The 21,390-nt window shown below is 57.0% G+C and carries 16 protein-coding genes; 2 read left to right on the top strand and 14 right to left on the bottom strand.

Translation table 11 applies throughout. The features are described from left to right. Positions 1-112: 112 nt before the first annotated feature. From QDT79_RS18755 to QDT79_RS18815, 13 genes are all read right to left on the bottom strand, one after another. Entirely contained in the window at positions 113-1,972 is a 1,860-nt protein-coding gene (locus QDT79_RS18755) for a carbohydrate binding domain-containing protein (protein WP_373275491.1), read from the bottom strand. An 11-nt stretch (positions 1,973-1,983) separates the two neighbouring features. Next, complete coding sequence (locus QDT79_RS18760) at positions 1,984-2,727, bottom strand: glycosyltransferase family 2 protein (protein WP_063990215.1); 744 nt, start codon at positions 2,725-2,727, stop codon at positions 1,984-1,986. 7 nt (positions 2,728-2,734) lie between these two features. Then, positions 2,735-3,790, bottom strand: a complete 1,056-nt coding sequence (locus QDT79_RS18765; RefSeq protein WP_308316904.1) for a glycosyltransferase family 4 protein — start codon at positions 3,788-3,790, stop codon at positions 2,735-2,737. A gap of 1 nt (position 3,791) precedes the next feature. Then, positions 3,792-4,697, bottom strand: a complete 906-nt coding sequence (locus QDT79_RS18770; protein ID WP_063990217.1) for a glycosyltransferase family 2 protein — start codon at positions 4,695-4,697, stop codon at positions 3,792-3,794. Positions 4,698-4,700: 3 nt separating this feature from the next. Further along, complete coding sequence (locus QDT79_RS18775; protein ID WP_063990218.1) at positions 4,701-5,855, bottom strand: hypothetical protein; 1,155 nt, start codon at positions 5,853-5,855, stop codon at positions 4,701-4,703. Between the two features lie 6 nt (positions 5,856-5,861). Then, positions 5,862-6,710, bottom strand: coding sequence for an ATP-grasp fold amidoligase family protein (locus QDT79_RS18780; protein WP_063990219.1), 849 nt, complete (start codon positions 6,708-6,710; stop codon positions 5,862-5,864). Beyond that, on the bottom strand, positions 6,691-7,989 hold the full coding sequence (locus tag QDT79_RS18785) for a flippase (RefSeq protein WP_107226359.1): 1,299 nt from the start codon (positions 7,987-7,989) through the stop codon (positions 6,691-6,693). The genes QDT79_RS18780 and QDT79_RS18785 overlap by 20 nt, the downstream gene beginning before the upstream one ends. Positions 7,990-7,993: 4 nt before the next feature. Next, positions 7,994-10,174: a polysaccharide biosynthesis tyrosine autokinase gene (locus QDT79_RS18790; protein WP_308316906.1), complete on the bottom strand. Its 2,181-nt coding sequence runs from the start codon at positions 10,172-10,174 to the stop codon at positions 7,994-7,996. A gap of 27 nt (positions 10,175-10,201) precedes the next feature. Further along, positions 10,202-11,335 (bottom strand): polysaccharide export protein, encoded by a 1,134-nt coding sequence (locus tag QDT79_RS18795; RefSeq protein WP_063990222.1) that lies wholly within the window; start codon positions 11,333-11,335, stop codon positions 10,202-10,204. 45 nt (positions 11,336-11,380) lie between these two features. Continuing rightward, positions 11,381-12,430 carry a UDP-N-acetylglucosamine--undecaprenyl-phosphate N-acetylglucosaminephosphotransferase gene (wecA, locus tag QDT79_RS18800; RefSeq protein WP_308316907.1) on the bottom strand — a complete coding sequence of 350 codons (1,050 nt, stop codon included), beginning with the start codon at positions 12,428-12,430 and terminating at the stop codon, positions 11,381-11,383. Between the two features lie 174 nt (positions 12,431-12,604). Next, positions 12,605-13,567 carry an NAD-dependent epimerase/dehydratase family protein gene (locus QDT79_RS18805; protein WP_063990224.1) on the bottom strand — a complete coding sequence of 321 codons (963 nt, stop codon included), beginning with the start codon at positions 13,565-13,567 and terminating at the stop codon, positions 12,605-12,607. A gap of 180 nt (positions 13,568-13,747) precedes the next feature. Then, on the bottom strand, positions 13,748-14,647 hold the full coding sequence (locus tag QDT79_RS18810; RefSeq protein ID WP_308316908.1) for a winged helix-turn-helix domain-containing protein: 900 nt from the start codon (positions 14,645-14,647) through the stop codon (positions 13,748-13,750). A gap of 771 nt (positions 14,648-15,418) precedes the next feature. Next, on the bottom strand, positions 15,419-16,813 hold the full coding sequence (locus QDT79_RS18815) for a NarK family nitrate/nitrite MFS transporter (RefSeq protein ID WP_130018242.1): 1,395 nt from the start codon (positions 16,811-16,813) through the stop codon (positions 15,419-15,421). 351 nt (positions 16,814-17,164) lie between these two features. On the opposite strand from QDT79_RS18815, the gene narX reads away from it, so the two are divergent. After that, positions 17,165-18,949 carry a nitrate/nitrite two-component system sensor histidine kinase NarX gene (gene narX, locus QDT79_RS18820; RefSeq protein WP_308316909.1) on the top strand — a complete coding sequence of 595 codons (1,785 nt, stop codon included), beginning with the start codon at positions 17,165-17,167 and terminating at the stop codon, positions 18,947-18,949. A gap of 10 nt (positions 18,950-18,959) precedes the next feature. Beyond that, positions 18,960-19,610, top strand: a complete 651-nt coding sequence (gene narL, locus QDT79_RS18825; protein ID WP_016927346.1) for a two-component system response regulator NarL — start codon at positions 18,960-18,962, stop codon at positions 19,608-19,610. Here the strand turns inward: narL and QDT79_RS18830 are convergent. Next, on the bottom strand, positions 19,607-21,118 hold the full coding sequence (locus QDT79_RS18830; RefSeq protein WP_308316910.1) for a YchO/YchP family invasin: 1,512 nt from the start codon (positions 21,116-21,118) through the stop codon (positions 19,607-19,609). The genes narL and QDT79_RS18830 overlap by 4 nt on opposite strands. Positions 21,119-21,390: the final 272 nt, after the last annotated feature.

Below are 21,390 nucleotides of genomic sequence, written 5' to 3' on the forward strand. Positions count from 1 at the left end.
TATATCGAATAAAAAAGGAAATCAAGAGGAGAGCGGGCAGGTAGGAGACAAGACGGGGTATTTGGGGGTAGGACGCGGGAGAAACCTCCCGCGTGACGATAACTCGGCGCTTTCAGCGTTGGAGCCACAGCGTCGCGGTGCCCACGGCGGGCAACGCCAGCGTGATCTCCGCCCCCCCTTCCTGCTGCCGCCAGCCCGCCGGAAGGCGCAATCGGGTGCTTCCCTTTCGATAGTAAGGATTGGCTACCAGCAGCAAGGCGCGATCGCCCAGAATAAACATCCGCGCCGACATTTGCGGATCGCTTCCCGCCAGCGGCATCGATTTTCCCGTCAGCAGATACGGGGTGAAAGCGGCGATTTGCTGAGACACGGCAGCCACACCACGCCAGGCGGCGTCAAACTCCCGTTGGTCGAAGCGGCCGGTTTTGCGCTTGTAAAACAGATCGGTATAAGAATAAAACAGCAGCCCCTTGGCGCCGCCGATCAACGCCTGCCAGGCCTGATTGCGGATTTCTGCCTCTGACGGCGGATGTGGCCTGCGGCGGGCGTCATAAGCGGCGTGATCCATGATTTGCATCACCACCCAGGCCCCGCGCGCCTGGCGGGCGGCCTGCACCGTGAGTTCGGTATAACGCGTGGTGCGCGTCAGATCGCTATCGTTCCCCACCGGGTAAGGATCGGTCGCCAAAATGTCGCTGCTGTTAAAGTAGGCGTCCAACTCCCCGGTTTTGTTCAACACCTGGAAGGTGGGATGATCGCCATCAAGCCGCTTTATTTGCAGGTTTTTTTCCTCGATCTTATCGAGATATTCCGGCCCCAGCTCATCGTTGATGTACCAGGCGAGCAGGTTGGGCTGAGCGCGCAAGCGCTGCACGTACCAGGCCGTCATCGCCGCGTAGTCGCCACCGCGGACGGCCGGCGCGAAACGGCTGCCGCGGTACTGATCTTTGACGGAGTAAATGACCAGCAGCCCGCGCTTGCGTGCGTTGCGGAAAAAGGCGTAAGGATCTTTCTTTTCCCCGTAATCATAGTTCAGCACCGTGTTGAATCCCGCCGATGCGATGCGCGCCAAATGCTCATCGGTCGCCACGTTGGCGTAAATGCCCAACGGGAAAAGCCGTTGACCGTCGCGCAGGGTAAAGCCTTCGCTGTCGATCGCCACTTTGGCCGCAGGCTGCCCGACGCGAAAAGACAGCTCGCTGCCCTGTGCCGGCTGGGATTGCTGCCCGGTGACCTGCTGACGCAGGCGGTATTCCCCCTGGGCCAGGCCGGTCGGCAGTGGGTATTCGATACGGCGCTGCCCTTCAACCTGATAACGGTCGCGGCTACGGTGAACAACCTGCCCCTCGGCATTGAGCAATTCGCTGTCGACCTGCAAACGCTGCGGCTGCGAAGTGACGACCAGCGTGTCGACCCTCCCCTGCGCCGACGCGCCGAGCTGATACAACGCCGGCGTAGGCGCTCGAGCACACGCATAGGCGTCGTCAAACCAGACGGTACCGGTGCTCCCCTTACGCAGATAAACGCCAAAAGTGATTCGCGCCGCCTGCGGCGGTACGGTATAGCTGGCGCTCACCTGCCGCCAGCCGCTGTCGCCGGTCACCCCAGCCGGATAGCTGCCTTCCAGAAAGCGCCCCTGCGCATCAAAGCTCTGCAAATAGACCCCGGCGCCGCCGTCGCGGCTTTGCCCGCGTACGTCCTGGGTCTTGAGCCAGACGCCGAAATCGATCGTCTGCCCAGGCACAACCTGCAGCGCCTGGTTGAAGGTACGGTACTGCGCGGCATCTGCATTGTCATAACGCAGACTGCCACTGCCGCTGTGCGCATCGCCGTCGGCCTGCGCGCCCTGCGCTCGCCAGCCGCTGAGACCCTGCTCAAAGCCGGGGTTGGTCAACAGATTGGGTTGGCAGCTCTGCGCCAGAGCCGAAACGCCCCACAAGGCGCAACAGCCCAGAGCCACCCTCTGATACATTCCCCTCATGGTCATTTCCTTTTCACCACGGCATTGAACAGATAGGTGGCGAACAGATAGCAGGATTTCTGGTAAGACAGCCCCAAATGCTGACGGTAAATCCGCCATTGCCAGTCCGCGGCGCGGATTTTGTTGCCCGACAGCGAATGGGTAGACAATCGGTAACAGGCCAGCGGTTCGGGAATGCAGTAGGCCAGGCCGTTACGCGCCTTCTGCAGCACCGCCAGCCACATCAAATAGTCCTCATGGCCCACTTTTTGCTGATACACCTTACCGATGCGCTTTTGGTTGTAGATACCGGTGAGATTGCCGATCCAGTTGCTTTTCAACATGTCCTGATAGCCGATAAGCTCATCCGCGCCACGGGTGTTTTTGATCAATTTCAGATCGTCTTCGAAGGTGTAATAATGGGAACACACCACGTCGTAGCGGCGGGTTTGCAAAATGCTCGCCTGGCGCGACAGCTTGTTGGGCAGCCATACGTCATCGCTGTCGCAGAAGGCGATATAGTCGCCGCTCGCCGCCTCAATGCCGATGTTGCGCGTTTCCGCCACGCCCTGGTTGTGCTCATTGCGTATGTAGGTGAGACGATCGTGGATAAACGGCCGCACCACCTCGGCAGTATCGTCGGTGGACGCATCATCGATCACATACAGGTGATAATCGGTAAATCGCTGGTTCAGCACGCCTAGAATCGACTCTTTAATAGAGTTCGCCGCATTGTAGGCCGGCATGATTACGGATATCTTTTCCATTTTGTCCTCACTCGGTGAGCTGTTGCCACTGGGGATAAATACGTTCGGGAGAAAAACGACGAGACTTTTCTAACGCGGCGATAGAAAAGTGCTCACGCAAACCCGGATCGAGCATCAGTTTGATCACCCCTTCGCTGAAGGCGGCGGCGTCGTCATCGGGCACCAGATAGCCGTTGACGCCATCGTCTATCAACTCGGCCGGGCCGGTCTTGCAGTCGTAGGCCACCAGCGGCAGGCCAAAACTCATGGCTTCGATCAGCACCATCGGTAGTCCCTCATAGCGAGAAGTCATCAGATACAGGCTGGCCTGGCGATAATAGGCCGCCACGTCGGCGGTGGCCGGCAGCAGGCTCACCTGCCGCTCCAACCCGGCGTCTTCAATCTGTCGCTGCAATGCGTCGCGCTCCGGACCGTCGCCAATAATCAGCAGTCGCCAATCCGGCACCTGCGCCACCACGCCTCGCCACAACGCGATCAGACGATCGAAGCCTTTCTGATTGCTCAATCGCCCCACCGCCAGCGCCACCTTTTTCTGCAGCGCCGGCGTCGGCGCCTGCGCGCCGAACGGCGAAACGTTCTCGATCACCCGACACTTCCCGGTCCCCACCCAGCGAGCGATGGCGTCGCTATCTTGCCGCGTCAGGAAAATCACGCGATCGCCCAGCCGGTAAACCAGCAACTTCAACCACTTAAATACGCGCGGATACTGGTGAAAGCTGACGTGCTCACTCAACAGCAGCCGGCTGCGGGCACAGAACAAACGCAGAAAAGGCGTCATCACCACCGACAGTTTCCCCATGGAAACGGTAATGATCACGTCCGCGCGTTCACGCCGCAGCGCCAACGCCAACCGCCATGGCCAGAACAGCGAATCGCCGCCGCCGCAGCGCAGCCGGACGTCGCTCGCCAGCGGAAAGAAACTCCGCTCGCCAAACAGCGAAAATACCGCCACCTCGTAACCCGGCAGATGCGCCAGCGCATTGGCCAAACCGCTGGCGACCCGTTCAGTGCCGCCCTTGCCCGCCATATTTTCGATAACGATGATTACCTTGCGTGGTTGCATATCATCTCCTGAATCCCTGGCGCACATTGCGCAGCAGCCGGCCGCCAACCGAGAACAACCCCAGTCGCGCCAGACAATCGCCATACCATTTGATCACCTTGAACTTGCCGCTCAGGCTGTGCCGCACGATGCGCGACGAGTAATAATTGAACGCCTGGGCATTTTCCGAATACAGCGAGGCCAGCAGGTGCTTGCAGGCGAATCCGCTGATATGGCGATCGCTGGGGCTGAGGAAGGTATTGATAAAGCGGTCGCTGGCCTCCAGATTAAGCTTCGCCGTCATGCGTCCGTAGCGCCCCACGTCGAGAAACACCCCGCCGCCGGCGTCATGCGCCACTTGCGCGCCCAAATTGGTGGCGTTGACCAGAAAGCCCCAATCCTGATGCTTGTTGAGAAACTCGGGAAATAAAAAGCGCCGATCGCTTTTTTTACGCATGCTGATGGTGGATGACCGAATATCGCCCATTTCCAGAAAAAGAAAATCCTCGCCGGAAGAACCGGATTTGTAGTGGAAGTTGAAGTCGCGTACCGAATCGCCGCTCACCTCTGCATAGTTACCGAAGATAATATCAATATGGCGATCTTCATGCTTCTTCATGCGGCGAATAATATAGTTGGTCGTGAAATAATCATCCGAATCGAGAAAAAACACGATCTCCGATTGCGCTAACTTGGTACCTAAGTTGCGCGATACCGCCGCATTGCTCTTCTGTTTTTTCTCATGCAGCATCACGTTGCTATTAGTTGCCGCTATCTGGCGAATATATTTGATGTCATCCTCGTCAGAGCAATCATCAACCAAAATCACCTGATAGTCGAACCCTTGGCAAGCGTTGAAAATCCGCTTCAGCGTTTTCGGCAGGTAGCGCGCACTATTATAAATAGGGATCACGATCGAGAAATCCATTTCTTAACCCTCCAAATTAGAATTTATCATTTCTTTTCCACGGCAAAGCAACAATAATGACACGTTAAATACCGGGACCAAAAAATAGGTTTCCGTAAAGGTTGTCAGCAGGAAAACAACCACCACCCAGCGCATGAATCGACTCAGCCTGCGCATATTGCCCAACAAGTGAAAATAACAAAAAAGCATGACGACAGAAGCGATGCCACCGGCCGAATAAAACATGGCGATGAAGAAGAAATCGACTGGCTTATAAGGCTCTATATTCATGCCGAACAGCGGATTGGGTAGCCCCACCGCCTGAAACATCTGCCAGGAGAACCAGATCCGCCCGGTCAACGCCTGGTTCAAGAGGACGTCCAGCGCCGGATTACTCCCCCAGCGTATAACGCTGGCGAATTGAAAGCCGACAATGACCAACGTCAGCGCGATGCAGACTTTTCTATTGGGCGCGACACGCAGCAGCGGCGCCAGCCAAAACAGCAGCAACATCAACAACGCCAGCATAAAACAGGTGCGTGAATAGGAATACATCAGCACCGGGAGAATGATCGCCGATACTGCCAACGAAGCGATATTTTTCATTCCACGCGTTAATTTCGCATGGTCGATCAGGCACAGCAGTGTGGCGAACAGGGCAAAAGAATAATACGCCAGGGTATTCGGATTATCGAACCCCAGCGTTAATCGGTTGCCGTAACGTTCATCAAGGTAAACAAATCCCTCGGTGTAAAAGGTATAAGGAATAACCACCAGCAACCCTGCCACCACAAAGGCGATGGCAAACATTTCAGCACCACGCCCCATTTCGATGCGACGAAATAAAATTATCACCGCCGTGCTGAATACCGCACCAAACAGATAATCACCATGCCCGGTGGCAATATTAAGAAGAAACAGCAGAACCAAAAAACCCGCAACCGCTTTTTCCGCCAGCGTAGCGATAAAAAATGCATAGCCGACATAGAGCAACATCAGGCCATTAAGCCCCAGCACGGCTTTATTAATCAGCTCGCTGTTGAACGATCCCGAGGTCAGGAACGTTTTCACGAAAAACATCAGCAAGAAGGTCAATACGATTGATTGATTGACTAAATCTCGAGACTGATGATAACCCGCATTGGCATGCATTTGAAAATTGGAGGCGACTCTTAGCATAAGCGTTTACTCAGTAAAATAACTGCCCCATTCCTGCTCAATGTTTTTCGGCTTCAGCTTGCTTAACCCCGCGCCAGGCGTAAACGTCAGCTCACCGAAATACACCTTCTCGCCGACCTGGTAGAAATCCACACGGACATAAGAGAACTGCTGCGCGGTCTGGCGAGCCAAACGTATCATTTCATCCAGCCGCGTAGGGCGCGGCATCGGTTCGTCGGCATTCGGCAAGCTGATACGGATTTCAGTGCGGTTCCAGTCGATATCAAAAATATCGCGCCGATGGGTGCCGAAACGCTGGTAATCCACCTGGATGAACATACGAATTTCATGATTGTCGTTGAAACAATGAAACTTGATATCATTCGGCACCTGTTCGCCATCCAGCAACATGCGCTCCACCATGATGCAGGGTTCGATATCCAGATAATGCTTTTCGCGACTCTGCTCGTAAAAGTTGCTGCGCATCCACGCGTTGCTGAGATCGTACAACTCCGCGTAGCTAACCTGCCGCTTGTCGAACACCAACCGGTTATAACCGCTGCCGTGGTTGGCCTTCAGCACAAAGGCATTGGGCAATTGCCTGAACATCTCGTAACTGAGTTCAGTGCCATGCGCATACAGCTCCACCAGATACTCCTCGCCCCACAGACCGGCGATAAATTCACGGACTTTGAACTTGTCCGACAAGGTGGTGTAGATGCTGCGCGGATAAATTTTGCGGCGCATGATCTTTTCGCTGAAGCCGGTCGGTTTTGACAGGTGCGGCAGCTTCTTGAAATAGAGCGCGTATTTAACCTGATGGTGCCAGGCATCGGGCAGGCGCTTGGAAATGTTTTTAACCAGGATGTTTAACATGCTCTCTCCTTAATTTGCTGACAAGACGCGGCAAGCAGTAAAAACAGGTCAGCTGCAGTCGGGTAATTTTTCCGCCACGGAATAAACTGTTCAGCACGAAGAACGAAATGAATTCCGCCAGCAGCGTAGATACCGCCGCACCGATCAGGCCGTAGCGCGGGATCAGCAGCAGATTCATCACCACGTTCGCCACAGCCACCAACGGCATCTTGATGGCGATAAAGCGATAGCCGGCGAACAGCACGATGCTGCGGTACGAAACCGTCCCCATGACCGAGAACAGCGAGGTCAACGTACAAATAGCCAGGATGCTGGCGGCCGGTTGGAAAGCGGCACCGTACAGCAGCGCAATGGCCGGGTGGGCAAACCACCACAGGCCCAGCAACACCGGCAACGACAGGCCCAGAACCACCAGATAAAGCACCCGGATACGGTACTCCTGCTCCAACGGATCGCGACAGCTGGCAATGCCCGGCATCAACGAAGTGATCAGCGCCATCGGCACGAAAACCCAGCCTTGGCTGAGGGTGGTGGCGGCACTGAACCAGCCTACCGCCTGCTCGCCGATCAGATTGCCCAGCATGATTTGATCGATGCGGGTATAGATCACTATCGACAGGCTGGAGATGGCCAACGGCAGGCCCACCTTGAGCAAATAACGGCCGTAGCGCCCGGCCTGGCGCGGCGTAACCCGCGGCGAGGCCGCAGCTTCCCCACGGAATAACCAGAGGCGCGCCAGGTAAGGTACGGCGCTGCTGAGGATGTAGGGTACCGCGAACCACACCAGCGGCAGCGCGGCGCTCACCAGCGCCAGCCGTAGCCCGATCGACAGCAGCAGCGCCAGGTTGTTGATCAGCGTATTGCGTTTCGACTGCAGGCGGGCATCGTAATAAATTTTGTACACGTCCTGAATCGAGAAATAGGCGCTGATCAGTAGCAACAGCGTCATCAGTTGGCTGGCGGGCGATTGGCTGAAATAGCTCCATATCAGTATCGGCAGTGCCACCACCAGGAACAGCCGACGACGCAGGCGTATTGACGCCAGCATCAGGCGAATGCCGCTCGGCTGTCGGCGGGCGACGCGGTTGAAAATGATGCTGTCGGCGCCCAACTGCACCAGTGGCACCACGATGGCGATCGTCGCCAACAGATAGTTGAGCGTGCCAAACTGCGCGGGCCCCAGATAGCGCGCAACGTAAATGGAGACGAAGATGCCGGACAGGCTGAGCGAAACGCGTTCGAGCATCAGCCACAGGGCATTGGTGATAATGGCCTTCACCCGCTTATTCCCCTGCCTGCGGGCGATCTTCCCGGTGGCTTGGATAGGCGAAGTTGTAGTAGCTCATGTCGGTTGCCGCCTTCTTCACCATGCCGTTGAGGATCACGCCCTTGATCGTCACCCCATTCTGTTCGAAACGGCGCATGCTGGTTTCGATCTGCTTGACGGTATTGACCTCAAAACGCACCACCAGCAGCGAGGTGCCCGCGTGGTTGCCGACGATCGCCGCGTCCGTCACCGCCAGAATCGGCGGCGTATCGATCAGCACCAGATCGTAGTTTTGCCCGGCCCAGCGCAGAAAATCGGCGAAACGGCGATGCATCAGCAGTTCGGACGGGTTCGGCGGCACCTGGCCGCGCGGCACGAAGTCCAGATTGGCGATGGCGGTTTTCCGCACCGCCTGTTCCGTCATCACGTTGCCCACCAGCAGATCGGACAGGCCCTGATGCCCATCATCCGCCAGCCAGCGGTGCAGGAAACCTTTGCGCATATCGGCGTCGATCAACAGCACCCGCTGCCCGGCCTGTGCCACCACCACCGCCAGGTTGGTGCTGGTAAAGCTCTTGCCGCTTTCCGGGCTGGCACCGGAGACCATCAGAATGTTGTTTTTGGCCTCCATCATGGCGAAATGCAGGCTGGTGCGCAGGCTGCGGATCGCTTCCACAGACAGATCCGTCGGTTCGGCCACCGCCAGGATCGGCAAACGCCGGCCGCCGGATTTAGGCAGCAAATGACGCTGCTCGCGGTTGCGTTTCACCTGCCACGGCGACAGCGGCACGGTGGCGTAGACGTTGATGCCCCGCTTCTCCAGGGTATCGATATCATTGATGCCGCGATGGAAAGCCGCGCGCAGCAGCACCACCGAGGCGGCGCCCGCCGCGCCCAGCAACAGCGCCAACAGCACGATCAACCCCTTTTGCGGCTTAATCGGCCGGATAGCGGTTTCCGCCTCGTCGATGATGCGCACATTGCCTACCGTGCCGGCCTTGCTGATGCTCAGCTCCTGCTGCTTATTCATCAGCTGCATGTAAACCTGCTGATCCACCTGCACGTCGCGGGTAAGGCGCAGGATCTCCTGCTGCATTTTCGGCAGCGTCTGCACCTGTTTACCCAGACGCGCTTTTTCCACCTCCAGCGTGGCGCGCTTTTCCAGCAGCGCGCGGTAGGCCGGGTGCGCGCGGGTGTAGAGTTTGGAGATTTCCGCTTCCTTGAAGGTCAGCTCGTTGAGCTGGGCTTCGAGCTGCACTTGGGTATCCAGCACCGATTTGGCTTCAAGCGACAGATCTACCGAGTCGTTTTGCTGGCGGAACTGATTGAGTTGGGTTTCGGCGTTATTCAACGCGGTTTGCGTTTGCGGCAACTGCTCTTGCAAGAACGCCAGCATGCGCTGCGCCTCTTCCGTTTTGCGATCCACATTCTGCTGCAGGTAATTGTCGGTGATGCTTTTCAGCACCGCCTCGGCGCGCTGCGGATCTTCGCTCGGCAGCGTAAAGGTTATGATGCCACTGTCCTTGCCACCCGGTGTCACATCCAGGTATTTACGCAGATCGTCCACCGCTTCCTGACGCGCGACTTTGACCACGGTAAAGCTGGCGCCCGGCGCCGCGTCCAGCGCCGAGACGGCCATGTTCCATCCGCCTTGTGCTACCGGCTGACCGACCACGCCGCTGAACAGTTTGTCGCCGTCATGGCTCAATTCGTAATGCTGCCCCTCGCGCACCGTCAGCGTCAGCGCTTCGCCTTCCATTTCCGGCGGCGTCGTCAGCGTGGTGATGTCCAGCACCGGCGGCTTTTCGGCGCTCAGCCGGGCAAAGCCTTTGCCGAAGACCGGGAAATAGTCCGGGCTGACGCGCACCGTCAAGCCGAGGGCGTCCACCGTTTTGCCGAGCACGTAGCGTGACTTGACCAGCGTCACCTCATCCTGCGTCGCCGAATTTTGCCCCATCGAGCTGTCCAGCGTTTCACGCAGCAGCGACTCGCCAGACAGCTGCTTCTCCACCTGCACCACCGCCGTGGCTTGATACACCGGGGTCGCCAACAGGGCATAGGCGACGCCCAGCACGCCGGCCAAACCGGTCACGACGGCGATCCGCCAACGGTTATCCCACAGCGGCCCGATCAGACGCTCCCACTCCAGCTTTTCATCTTGTTCGGCCACCATCACGGACAGCGCATTGTTTTTCATCTTCTGTTCCTTATTCACTCTGCGGAGTTACCAATTGCGCACGCGCAAGGTCGCCTCGCTGAGATCGTTAAAGCTGCTGATGGTCGGCACCAGCTGACCGATCAAACGGTTCCAGCGCGCGACCGGCGCCGCAGTGACGTACACGACGTCGTACGGCTGCAGTTGAAATTCTGCGCCCATCGCCAGCGCGCTGGCGTCGGAGAGATCGAACTGATACAGCGTCGCCAGCCGCTGCGGCGTTTTACCGCCGCTCGGCCGGATCACGAACACCCCGGTCGCATCCGCCACCGTCTGGCTGATCCCTTCGGACGATCCGAGGGCTTCGGTCAGGGTCATGCCGCTGCGATCCATCTTCAGCGTCGCTTGCTTGCCCACCTCGCCCATCACGAACACTTTCAGTTCGTCATTGCGCGGGATGTAGAGGATGTCGCCCGGCTGCAGCAGCGCGTTCTGGCTGATGTCGCCGCGCTGCATCAGCGCCTGCAGCGAGATAACCCGCTCTTTGCCCTGATGGGTCAGCACCACGTTGCGCCAGTCGGCATTGTCCGTCAGGCCGCCGGCGGCGTTGATCGCGTCCAGAATGGTCAACGGCACGTTGGTGATCGCCTGCTGGCCGGAGGTTTTCACTTCGCCGGTCACGTAAGCCTTCTGCGAACGGAAAGCGGCGATGCTGACGTCCACCTGCGGGCTTTCCACGTACTGCGCGAGACGGCCGGCGATCAGGCTGCGCACTTCGGTGACGGTCTTGCCCACCACCGCCACTCGCCCGATATAGGGATAGAAGATCGTGCCATCCGCATGCACCCAGTTACCGGTGTCGCTGGCGCTGCGGTACTGGCCGGCCGGCGTGGTCAACTCGGGGTGGTCCCAGACGGTGACATTCAACACGTCGCCGACGCCGATGCGGTATTGATAGCTCTGCAACCGCTGATCCAGCGCCGGATTCGGTCGGGCGACCGGTTCTACGCGCCGCATTTTCTGCAGCAGCATCGGCGACATACGGTAGACCTGTACCTGGTCATTCAAATCGAAGTCGTCGTCCTGCTGCACGACGATGGCTTTTCCGCTGGTCGGTAAATGTGAGCCGGGGACCACCGTACACCCGCTCAACAGCGCGGAGGTGAAGGCCAACGGCATCAAAAGAGGCAAATGAAAATTCATGGAAGTACCGTGATAAACGGGCTGCCGCCGCAGCCCGTGGGGGGATTAACGGCCGACGGTCGGATTATCGCTGAACACCGTCGCCTGACGCGGTTCGCGCAACATGACGAAATAACCGCAAAAACAGAACAAAAAGGCCACCAGCATCTGGCTTTCCCGCAGCTGCAACACTTCACTGCAAATGCCGATGCAGGCCAGCGTTACCGCCAGCATGGTGCTCATCGCCAGTGCCTGACGCGCATTGAGCCCGCGACGCATCAGAATATGGTGCAAATGATCGCGGCCCGCTTTGAAGGGGCTTTGGCGGCGCAACAGGCGGCGCACCATCACGGTTACCATGTCCATCAGCGGAATGGCGATCAGCCACAGCGCGGTGACCGGGCGCATTACCGCCTGCTGCCCCTGCGTCGCCAGCAACACCAGCCACAGCACGCTGAAGCCGATCACCATGCTGCCGGCGTCGCCCATAAAGATCTTGTTACGCACGCCGAACAAGCTCAGGTTGAACAGCAGATAAGCCGCCAGCGCGACGATCATGCCCAGACACCACAGCGCCAGGTCTTCCCGGCCGCCCAATCCGAACACGATAGCCAACGCGACGAAGGTAACGCAGGACAAGGCGCCCAGTTGCCCGTCGATGCCATCCACCATGTTGTAGGCGTTGATCGCTCCCCATACCGCCAGCGGCGTGAGTAACAACGCGCCATAACCGAGCATCACTTCCTGATGCCCCCAAACATAGCCCAATGAGGAAAGCTGCATCCCTGCCGCCAGCATCATCGCCAGCGCGATCCCTCCCTGCACCATGACGCGCGGCGCCACGGGCAGATCAAAGCGGTCATCCAGCACGCCCAACACCACCAGCGCCGTGATGCACAGCAGATAGACGGTGCTGTCGGGCAGCCAGGCGGGTTGCCACAGCGTCATCAGCATCAGCGTCAGGTACACGGCGATGCCGCCGACCAGCGGAATATGTCCCAGATGTTGCTTGCGCGCATTGGGCTTATCCACTAATCCCACCGTCAAGGCGGCCCGGCGGGCAATAAGGACCCACGCGACCGCCAGTACAAATATCACGCTCAGTTGATATAACATCGTTCCTCCAGCGAATAAGCACGCTACCGCCCTTGAGTTACAGCTCCCAATGCGCTATTAACAAAAACAAAATTGATCCTGCCAGGATATAAGTCAGCATGAATTAATCCTGAAAAATACAGATTTATCCGCTTGTCGGCGGAAATAATTAAATAACGTCAGCGTGCGGTTAAGTTATCTATCAGAAAACTCATGTTTAATGGTTCTTTCGATTGCCGAATCAAGGTCAACCGGCGCCACGAAATTATTTTGCACATTACTTTTAAATTGCGTTCTGGCGCAGAATTTCTGCACCCTGACGCGACTGATTGGGAATTTCTTGCGACTTATTTTACTCACGACATCCAATGCGGTTGCACCGCATATGCCTACGGCATAGGGAATGCGAATCGTCTTATTTTCCCTCCCCAATGAAGAGGAAATAACGTCGACCAGTTGATTCATCGTAAAGTCCGGTTTATCGACGTAGTTGCTGACCTGATAACTTGACTGTTGATCCAACGCATGTTCCAGCCGCGCGGCAATATTTTCAACGTAAGCCATCGACTTCATATTATTTCCGCTGCCAATCATCACGAAACGTCCGCTGGCGATCTGGCGGAACAGGTTATACACGTTGCCACGGTTGCCTTCGCCGAACACCACCGTCGGGCGGATGATGGTCAATTTATTTTCGGCGTCGGCCTTGCGCCAGGCTTCATAGACGTATTCCGCCTCGAGCTTGGACTTGCCGTAATGGTTGAAAGGCTCGAAACGTCCTTCTTCGCCGGTTTCCTGCTTGACGAACCCATAAACGGCAACCGACGACGTGAAAATGACTTGGTGGATATTCAATGCGGAGGCGGTCATGCAGACATGGCGTGCGCCTTCGACATTGACCTGGTAATAGAGCGAAATGGGATCGACGTTGTCCTGATGCTCCGCCGCCAGATTAATGATGGCGTCGCAGCCCGCCAGCGGTTCTTGCAAGGTCTGGGGTTGCGTCACGTCGCCATACTGATAGAGCGCCGGAAAATGTGCGCTGGGTTGCTTATCCACGATGACCAACGTCAGATCATCGCGCGCACTGAGACGTTTCGCCAGGCGTGTTCCGATAAAACCGGAACCCCCGATAATAGCTACTTTACGCTTATCCATAATTTGTCACTCAGCAGGTTCTCATTATTCCTGTCACCGCGATGGAAACAGGACGCTAATATGCGTTAGGTAATGAGTTCCAGACTGGACAAATCGAACCTGGCTTTCAAATAACAAATAATGAAATAAAAGATTTCATCAAATGTAAAATTATCGCTAAAGATAAAACCTCATTCAGCACTAATTTTTAACATCGTAAGCAACTTGATATTGCAAGGCTTTATTCGGCAATATGAGATTAATCCGACCTTTGCCCGGCGTCGAAGAGGTCTCATATTTTACCGGCAATTTAAGCTGCCCTTGCTTAGGGTCGACACATTCGATGGTCGCCTGCTCCATGCTCTCGCCCTGGTACAGGCAGAACAGGGTTTGCGGGCTGTTGGTATGAGGATTATTCAGCGTCAGCGTCAACACCACGCGCGTGTTGTTCTGAATGTCATTGATCACTGGCGGACGAGTTTGGTTGCCGAGCACATATGAAAAATGTGAAATAACCAGCAATGAAGCGAATACCGTCAGGTATTTCACTATGCGACTGGCGGGCATGCTGAAAAAGCGACGCACCGTCGTCGGTTTTTTTTCACGAGTGGGTTCATGGGATGACGCTACCGTAGCAACAGGCGCAGCAACCAGCGTCGATTTACGCGGCTTATCTATTTTTTCATCGTTTGTTTCAGACGACTCATTTTCACTTTCAGAAAGTTCCGCTTGAATATCAACGCTAATATCTTCACCGCCATTTAATATATCATCATCAGCGTAGTCTTCATCCTCGGATATAAAGTGAAAAGCCGCTTGATTTTCCACCTTGTAACCCAAGCGAGGAATGGTTCTGATAAGCGTATGTTCCGTGTCGCTAATTTTTTGGCGAATAGATTTAATTGTTTGATTTATCGTTGAATCTGAGCAGTAAGTTCCTTTCCAGATATTTTCTATAATTTCCGTTCGGGTAACCAGTTCTGGTGATCTGGCGACAAGCAGCGAAAGAATTTGATACTCCTTCCAACGCAGACGAAATTTCTCCCCGGCAGGAGTCAGAACATCGAGATTCCTAATCTTTATTCTTTTATCAAGATTCACTTTTAATTTCCTTAGCGTGCCTGTCCTGCACACTTTGTATAGAAATATCAAAAAATGTTCAAGAAATTAAATGTAAACTCAACAGGTTGCATTCATCGGATATTGGCCTTTATAAAAATTTTCTGATTTCATTTTTTACATTAGGCCTTATTAAGGATGTTCCGTTTATCCAAATGACTCTTTTTCCCTGTTGGCAACATGGATTTCTTTCATGGCTACCGTAAAGCTCAAATGACCACCTCATTGATTTAAAAAGAAAAAATTAGCGGCATCGTTCAATTGTTAATCGAATGAAATTGTGAAATTTCATTCTTATCCGTGAATTCATTGTGTTTTTCCACCTAATCTGATTGTCAGATAGACTACAAAAAGCCGAAAAAAACAGAATGAGAGTTATCTGATTTAACCCCGTGACACATTCCACTCGGTGTGTGCAGCATCTAAGACAAAAGCCTATTACTGATTTTATAACAATCGCACTAATTATGCCTTCCCCTCCCGAAAATTTCATTTAATCTTCGGAAAGACATTAGCGCCTTAATGTAAGAATACTCTCAATAAAACGGAAAAAGCGTGCAAATAATATAATCCGTTTTGGCGAAAATATTCCCACATTGAGAGATAGTGCTATAAAAAAAGAAAAAAACGGCAAGCGGAGATGAGAATTTTACCTAAAGACAGAAAATTTCACTGAGGAAGCAAGGAGAGATGACTCGGAATGAGCGAAATATCCCTCCCCTGTCGGGAGGGATTGAGAAAGCAGTGTGATACTCAGGCCTTTTTCTTGCGGCCATACACCGCCCAGGTGATGACCACACACAGGATATAAAACACCAGGAATACTTTCATTGCCCCCGCCGGCGAACCGGTCAGCGCCAGCGAGGTACCGAATGCCTGGGGAATAAAGAAGCCGCCGGCAGCGCCGATCGCCGAGATAAAGCCCAATGCGGCGGCGGAGTCCGTCACCGCTTCACGCTGCGCGCTCTCATCACTGCCGCCGGCCGCTTTCACGCGATCGACCGTGATTTTACGGAAAATGACGGCGATCATTTGGAAAGTCGACCCGCTGCCCAGCCCCGCCGTGAGGAACAACACCATAAAGATGCCGTAGAAGGCGATGAAAGAACCGCCCTCACCCGCCGTCGGTAAGGTCAGGAACAACAACGCGGCGAACACGGCCATCACCACAAAGTTGATCAACGTCACCCGCACGCCGCCGAAACGGTCAGACAGCGCGCCGCCGACCGGCCGTGCCAGCGCACCGAGGAACGGCCCGAAGAATGCGTAATGCAGGATCACGATGTCCGGAAATTGCGTCTTCGACAGCATGGCGAAACCGGCGGAGAAACCGATGAAAGAACCGAAGGTCGCGAGATACAGCAAACTCAGCATCCACAAATGCCCACGCTTGAGCACCGGCAGCTGCTGGCGCAGCGATGCCTTGGCCGCCGCCAGATCGTTCATGCCGAACCAGGCCGCGAGGGTGGCAACCAGCAGGAACGGCACCCAGATCCAGGCGGCGTTTTCCAGCCACAGCTGCCCCCCCTCTGCCTGATTTTGCGCCGTGCCACCAAACAGGCCGAACAGGCTGAAAGAAATCGCCAGCGGCGCGACCAGCTGCATAACGCTGACGCCCAGATTTCCCAACCCGCCGTTGAGCCCCAACGCACCGCCCTGGCGCGCTTTCGGGAAGAAGAAGCTGATGTTGGCCATGCTGGAGGCAAAGTTGGCGCCGGCGAAACCGCACAGCAGAGAAATGATGACGAACACGCTGTACGGCGTGCTGCTGTCCTGCACCGCAAACCCTAGCCACAGGCACGGCACCAGCAGGAAGCAGGTGCTGATGGCGGTCCAGCGGCGGCCACCAAACAGCGGGATCACGAATGAATACGGCACGCGTAAAATAGCGCCCGACACCGACGGCAACGCCGTCAGGAGGAACAGCTGGTCGGTGGTGAAGTTGAAGCCCACCTTGTTCAGGTTGACCGCGACGGCGCTGAACAGCATCCAGACGCAGAAGGCCAGCAGCAGGCAGGGAATGGAAATCCACAGGTTGCGGGTGGCGATGCGATGGCCACGCTGCTGCCAAAAGGCGCTGTCTTCAGGACGCCAGTCCTGAATCAGCGCACCGGTTTTCTTTGATGAAGGCGTTGCAAGTTGCGACATAAAAAACCTCAGACACGGGGGATCATTCCGCACACCCTAGGGGGCGGCCCCGGCGGCAAAGTTGATGTATATCAACCCGAATGCAAGTAGTTGGCGGCGCAAATAGCGCCCTCATCCCCTTAGGGGTACGCCACAATTAAAAATTAAATACATTCAAATCAACGGATTAAAAATAAAATCCGCATCACTTTTATCGTCCTGCCCCCCCGTCGGAAACTAATGGGTACTTCATTCGAGGTATGGGGTTATGCTCAGGGATAATCAAAAATACAGCTGAATCGTTACTTGTTTATCCCGTCGCCGCCTTCGCCCCTGAGCTTCAGCGGCGCCAAACGCCAGGAATCCGTGCTTATGAAACGCCTGTTGGCCCCGCTTTCGATCGTGAATCAGGTCGCCCTGTTGATGTTGCTGTCGGGCATTCTGGGCGTGGCCGGCATGGGGATTTCCGCCTGGATGTCGCAAAGCATTCAGGGCAACGCGCACGCCATCAACAAGGCCGGCTCGCTGCGTATGCAAAGCTACCGTCTGCTGGCGCAGGTGCCGCTGGATGAACGGCATGAAGCGTTGATCCGCGAACTGGAGCGCGACGAAAACAGCCCCGATCTGCAGCGTTCGGTGGAACAGGAAGGGTTGACGCAACCTTTCGACGCCCTGCGCGACTATTGGCAACAGACTCTGCAACCGCGCCTGCGCAGCGCGCAACGCCCGGCCGACGCCGCGCCACAGGTGGCGCACTTCGTGCAACTGCTGGATAAGCTGGTCTCGGATATCGACAGGCAAACCGAGCGCCGCCTGCTGATGGTAACGCTGGTGCAGGCCGGCTTCATCGCGCTGACCCTGCTGCTGCTGATCGGCACCACCTGCTACCTGCGCCGCCGGTTGCTGCATCCGTGGCGACAGCTGGTGGAGATGGCGTTGGCGGTGGGCCGCGGCGACTTTAGCCGGCGCTTCGCGCAGCGCGGCCACCAGGATGAAATGGCGTCGCTCGGCGGCGCGTTGAACACCATGTCCGACGAACTGTCGGCCACCTACAGCGGGCTGGAGCAGCGCGTGGCCGAGAAAACCGCCGACCTGCAGCAGAAAAATCAGGTGCTGAGCTTCCTCTATCGCGCCAGCCGCCTGCTGCACGCCAGCGAGCCGCTGTGCAGCCGCCTGACGCCGCTGCTCAACCAACTGCAAACCCTGACGCCGCTGCGCGCCATTCAGGTGCGGTTGTATGAAAACGACAGCCGGGAACCGCTGCTGCAGTTGAGCGGCAACCAGCCGTTGCGGCCGGAGCATTGCCATAATCCGGTGTGCAGCGCCTGTCTGAACGACAGCGACCGACAGCATCCCGACAATCCGTCGCTGAGCTGGAGCCTGAGCGACAAGCTTGGCGACTACGGCGTGATCGTGGCGCAGCATGCGCCGCAACAGCCGCTGAACGATGAGCACCGCCAGCTGATCAACACCCTGGTGGAGCAGCTGACCAGCGTGCTGGCCATCGAGCGTCAGGTCGACCACCAGCAGCAGCTGATGCTGATGGAAGAACGGGCGGCGATCGCCCGCGAGCTGCACGACTCCATCGCCCAATCGCTTTCCTGCCTGAAAATGCAAATCGCCTGCCTGCAGATGCAGGGCGAAACGCTCTCCTCCGCCAGCCAGGCGCTGGTCCAACAGATGCGCGAAGAGCTGAACGGCGCTTATCGCCAGCTGCGCGAGCTGCTGACCACCTTCCGCCTGCAACTGACCGAACCGGGCCTGCTGGCGGCACTGCAATCGACGGTAGCGGAGTTCAATCCCAAACTGGGCCTGAACATCAGCCTCGATTACCAGTTGGGGCCACGCACGGTGCCGGCCTACCAGGCCATTCACCTGCTGCAGATCGCCCGCGAGGCGCTCAGCAATATCCTTAAGCACGCCGCCGCCAGCGAGGTGAGCATTCAGGTCATCAATAAACGGGGCGAAGTGACCCTGAGCGTATGCGACAACGGACGCGGCCTGCCGCCCGAGACGTCTCGCCCCGATCATTACGGCTTGATCATCATGCGCGATCGCGCCAAGAGCCTGCACGGCCGCTGCGACATTTTACCGCGCAGCGGCGGCGGCACCGAGGTGCGGGTCAGCTTCACGCCGGATAACCACGCCATCGACTAACGGAGACACCATGACGACAGAAACCGCCGCCACAATCTTACTGATCGACGACCACCCGATGCTGCGCAACGGCGTAAAACAGCTGATTGGCATGGACGCTCGCCTGCAGGTCATCGCCGAAGCCAGCAACGGTGAACAAGGGGTCACGCTCGCGGAGCAGCACGATCCGGATCTGATCCTGCTCGACCTGAACATGCCCGGCATCAACGGGCTGGAAACGCTGGATCGCCTGCGCCAAACCGACCTGTCGGGGCGCGTCGTGGTGTTCAGCGTGTCCAACCATGAAGACGACGTCGTCAGCGCGCTCAAACGCGGCGCCGACGGCTATCTGTTGAAAGACATGGAGCCGGAGGATCTGCTGAAGGCGCTGCATCAGGCGGCGGCCGGGCAGATGGTGCTGAGCGAAACGCTGACGCCGATCCTCGCCGCCAGCCTGCGGGAAAACCGCCCCAGCGCCGATCGCGATATTCAGCAACTGACGCCGCGCGAACGGGATATCCTGAAGCTGATCGCCCAAGGGCTGCCGAACAAGCTGATCGCCCGCCGCCTGACCATCACCGAAAGCACCGTCAAGGTACACGTCAAACACCTACTGAAAAAGATGAAGCTAAAATCCCGCGTCGAGGCCGCCGTATGGGTACTGCAGGGTAAAAACGGTTAATCGCCGTCGTACAGCGGCCCGGTTTGCGCCGGGATCGGCGGCGGCGTCAGGGTTTTGATCGGCGGCAGGCCCGCATCATCACCGGCGGTCGCCGTCAGCGGCGGCGCCACTTTCAGCTCTATCCAGTTGGACGTCACGCGCTGCTGTTTATCGTCTTCCAGCGTGACCGATAGCCGGTAGCTGTTGGCGGCACCCGGCGCGTCGTCCCACGGCGGCACGATCGCCGTCCAGCCCTGCGGATCGTTGGCGTTATGCGGCGGCGTCAGGCTCAGCGCCTGCGTATCCCCCTGCCAACTGACGTGAGCGATACCGTTCAACGCCTTGATTTCCAGCACCAGCGGCACGGTTTCCCCCGCCTGCAGGCTCCACGGCGGCGTGGCCAGGAACACCTGCAGCGTCTTGCGCTGACGGAACTCCAGCACCGGTACGTTCTTGCGTTCGATAGGATCGTAGCGGCTGCCGCGCAGCGACTTGGCTTGCGCTACATACTCCGGCGAAATCTGCTTCACCAGCGGCACCCCGAGCCGATAGCTCAGCGCCAGTTCGACCTGATCCTGACTCTGCCCGCCCGCGCCGATCTTATGCAGCGCCTTCATCGTCACCAGCGGCACCGGCGTGTAATTGAGCCCCAGCTGCATCGCGCGCGGATCGTTTTGTTTTTTGCCGCTGCCGAACAGATCGACATTATCGCCCAGATACTGCTCATAGCTGAGCGAACCGCCGATCTGGCGATAAAACGGCAGGTAGCCTTGCGTCGTGATGTCGTAACCGCGCGCCGGACGGCTGAAAAATACCCCATCGCCGGGCTGTTGCGACAGCGCCGACAGCGGGTAGTAATAGTTGGTGGAGAAACGCAGGTAATCACCCCAGGCTTCCGCACCGACGCTGCCACGATTGCGCTGCCGAGCGAAATCGCTGTCGAGCGCCGTGTTGTACCCCAGCAGCCAGTCGCCGGCGATCCAGCGTTGCCCCAGCGCAAAATTGCCGAGCGCCCCGGCGCTTTGCTGCAGCCAGCCGATCTGGCTGTAGGTCAGCAATCCGTCGACGTCGTACAACGGACTGAATAACTGCCCGTTACTGCCGGTAAAGTCACCCTCCCCGGTCATTTTCAGCGATAGCCGCGCGGTGCCCAGCGGCGACAACAGTTCCTGCGCCTGCTGCTGCAGCGTGTCGGTCGCCTGGCCCAACAAATAATCCTCGGCGCGGCTGCGCATCTGCTGACGTGAAACGTTGTTCAACTCTTTTTCACCCAGCTGTTTGGCCATCTCGGCCCACTGCTTCTCGCGCGCGGCATCGTCGGACGCACCGCCCAGCTCCGGCAAGTTCTCGGCCGGATCTGCGGCTTGCTGCTGAGAAACGATAACGGCGTCCGGCGCCGGCGGGGATTCGGCGCGCACGGGCGCTGCACCGGCCAGCCACATCAGCGGCCCGGCCAGCCACACCGTTTGGCGACGGCGCCAAAATCGTTTTTGAGTCTTGATAAATTCAGCCTGAATCACGTCTTTCATGACACCGTTGGCTTTTCTCCCTCCTGGATCTCGCCAACCCACTGCTTTGCTATCGCCTTTCCCGCGACAGTTCTGAAAAACCTTACGTCCCGCCCTGGCGGGGACGCCTCTTTCTTAAAGCCTAACGGCTTGACGAGCAGAAACAATAGGATAAACCCCAATCAGCCTGAGTGACGTCGTCACTTACGCCATTTACCGATCCCTTCCGGCCGCCAGGTGAATTCACATCTTTTTAGCACCGATTTTGCCGATAAAAAGCACGGCAACCTGCT

Source organism: Serratia marcescens, from assembly GCF_029846115.1.
Lineage (GTDB): Bacteria > Pseudomonadota > Gammaproteobacteria > Enterobacterales > Enterobacteriaceae > Serratia > Serratia marcescens_L.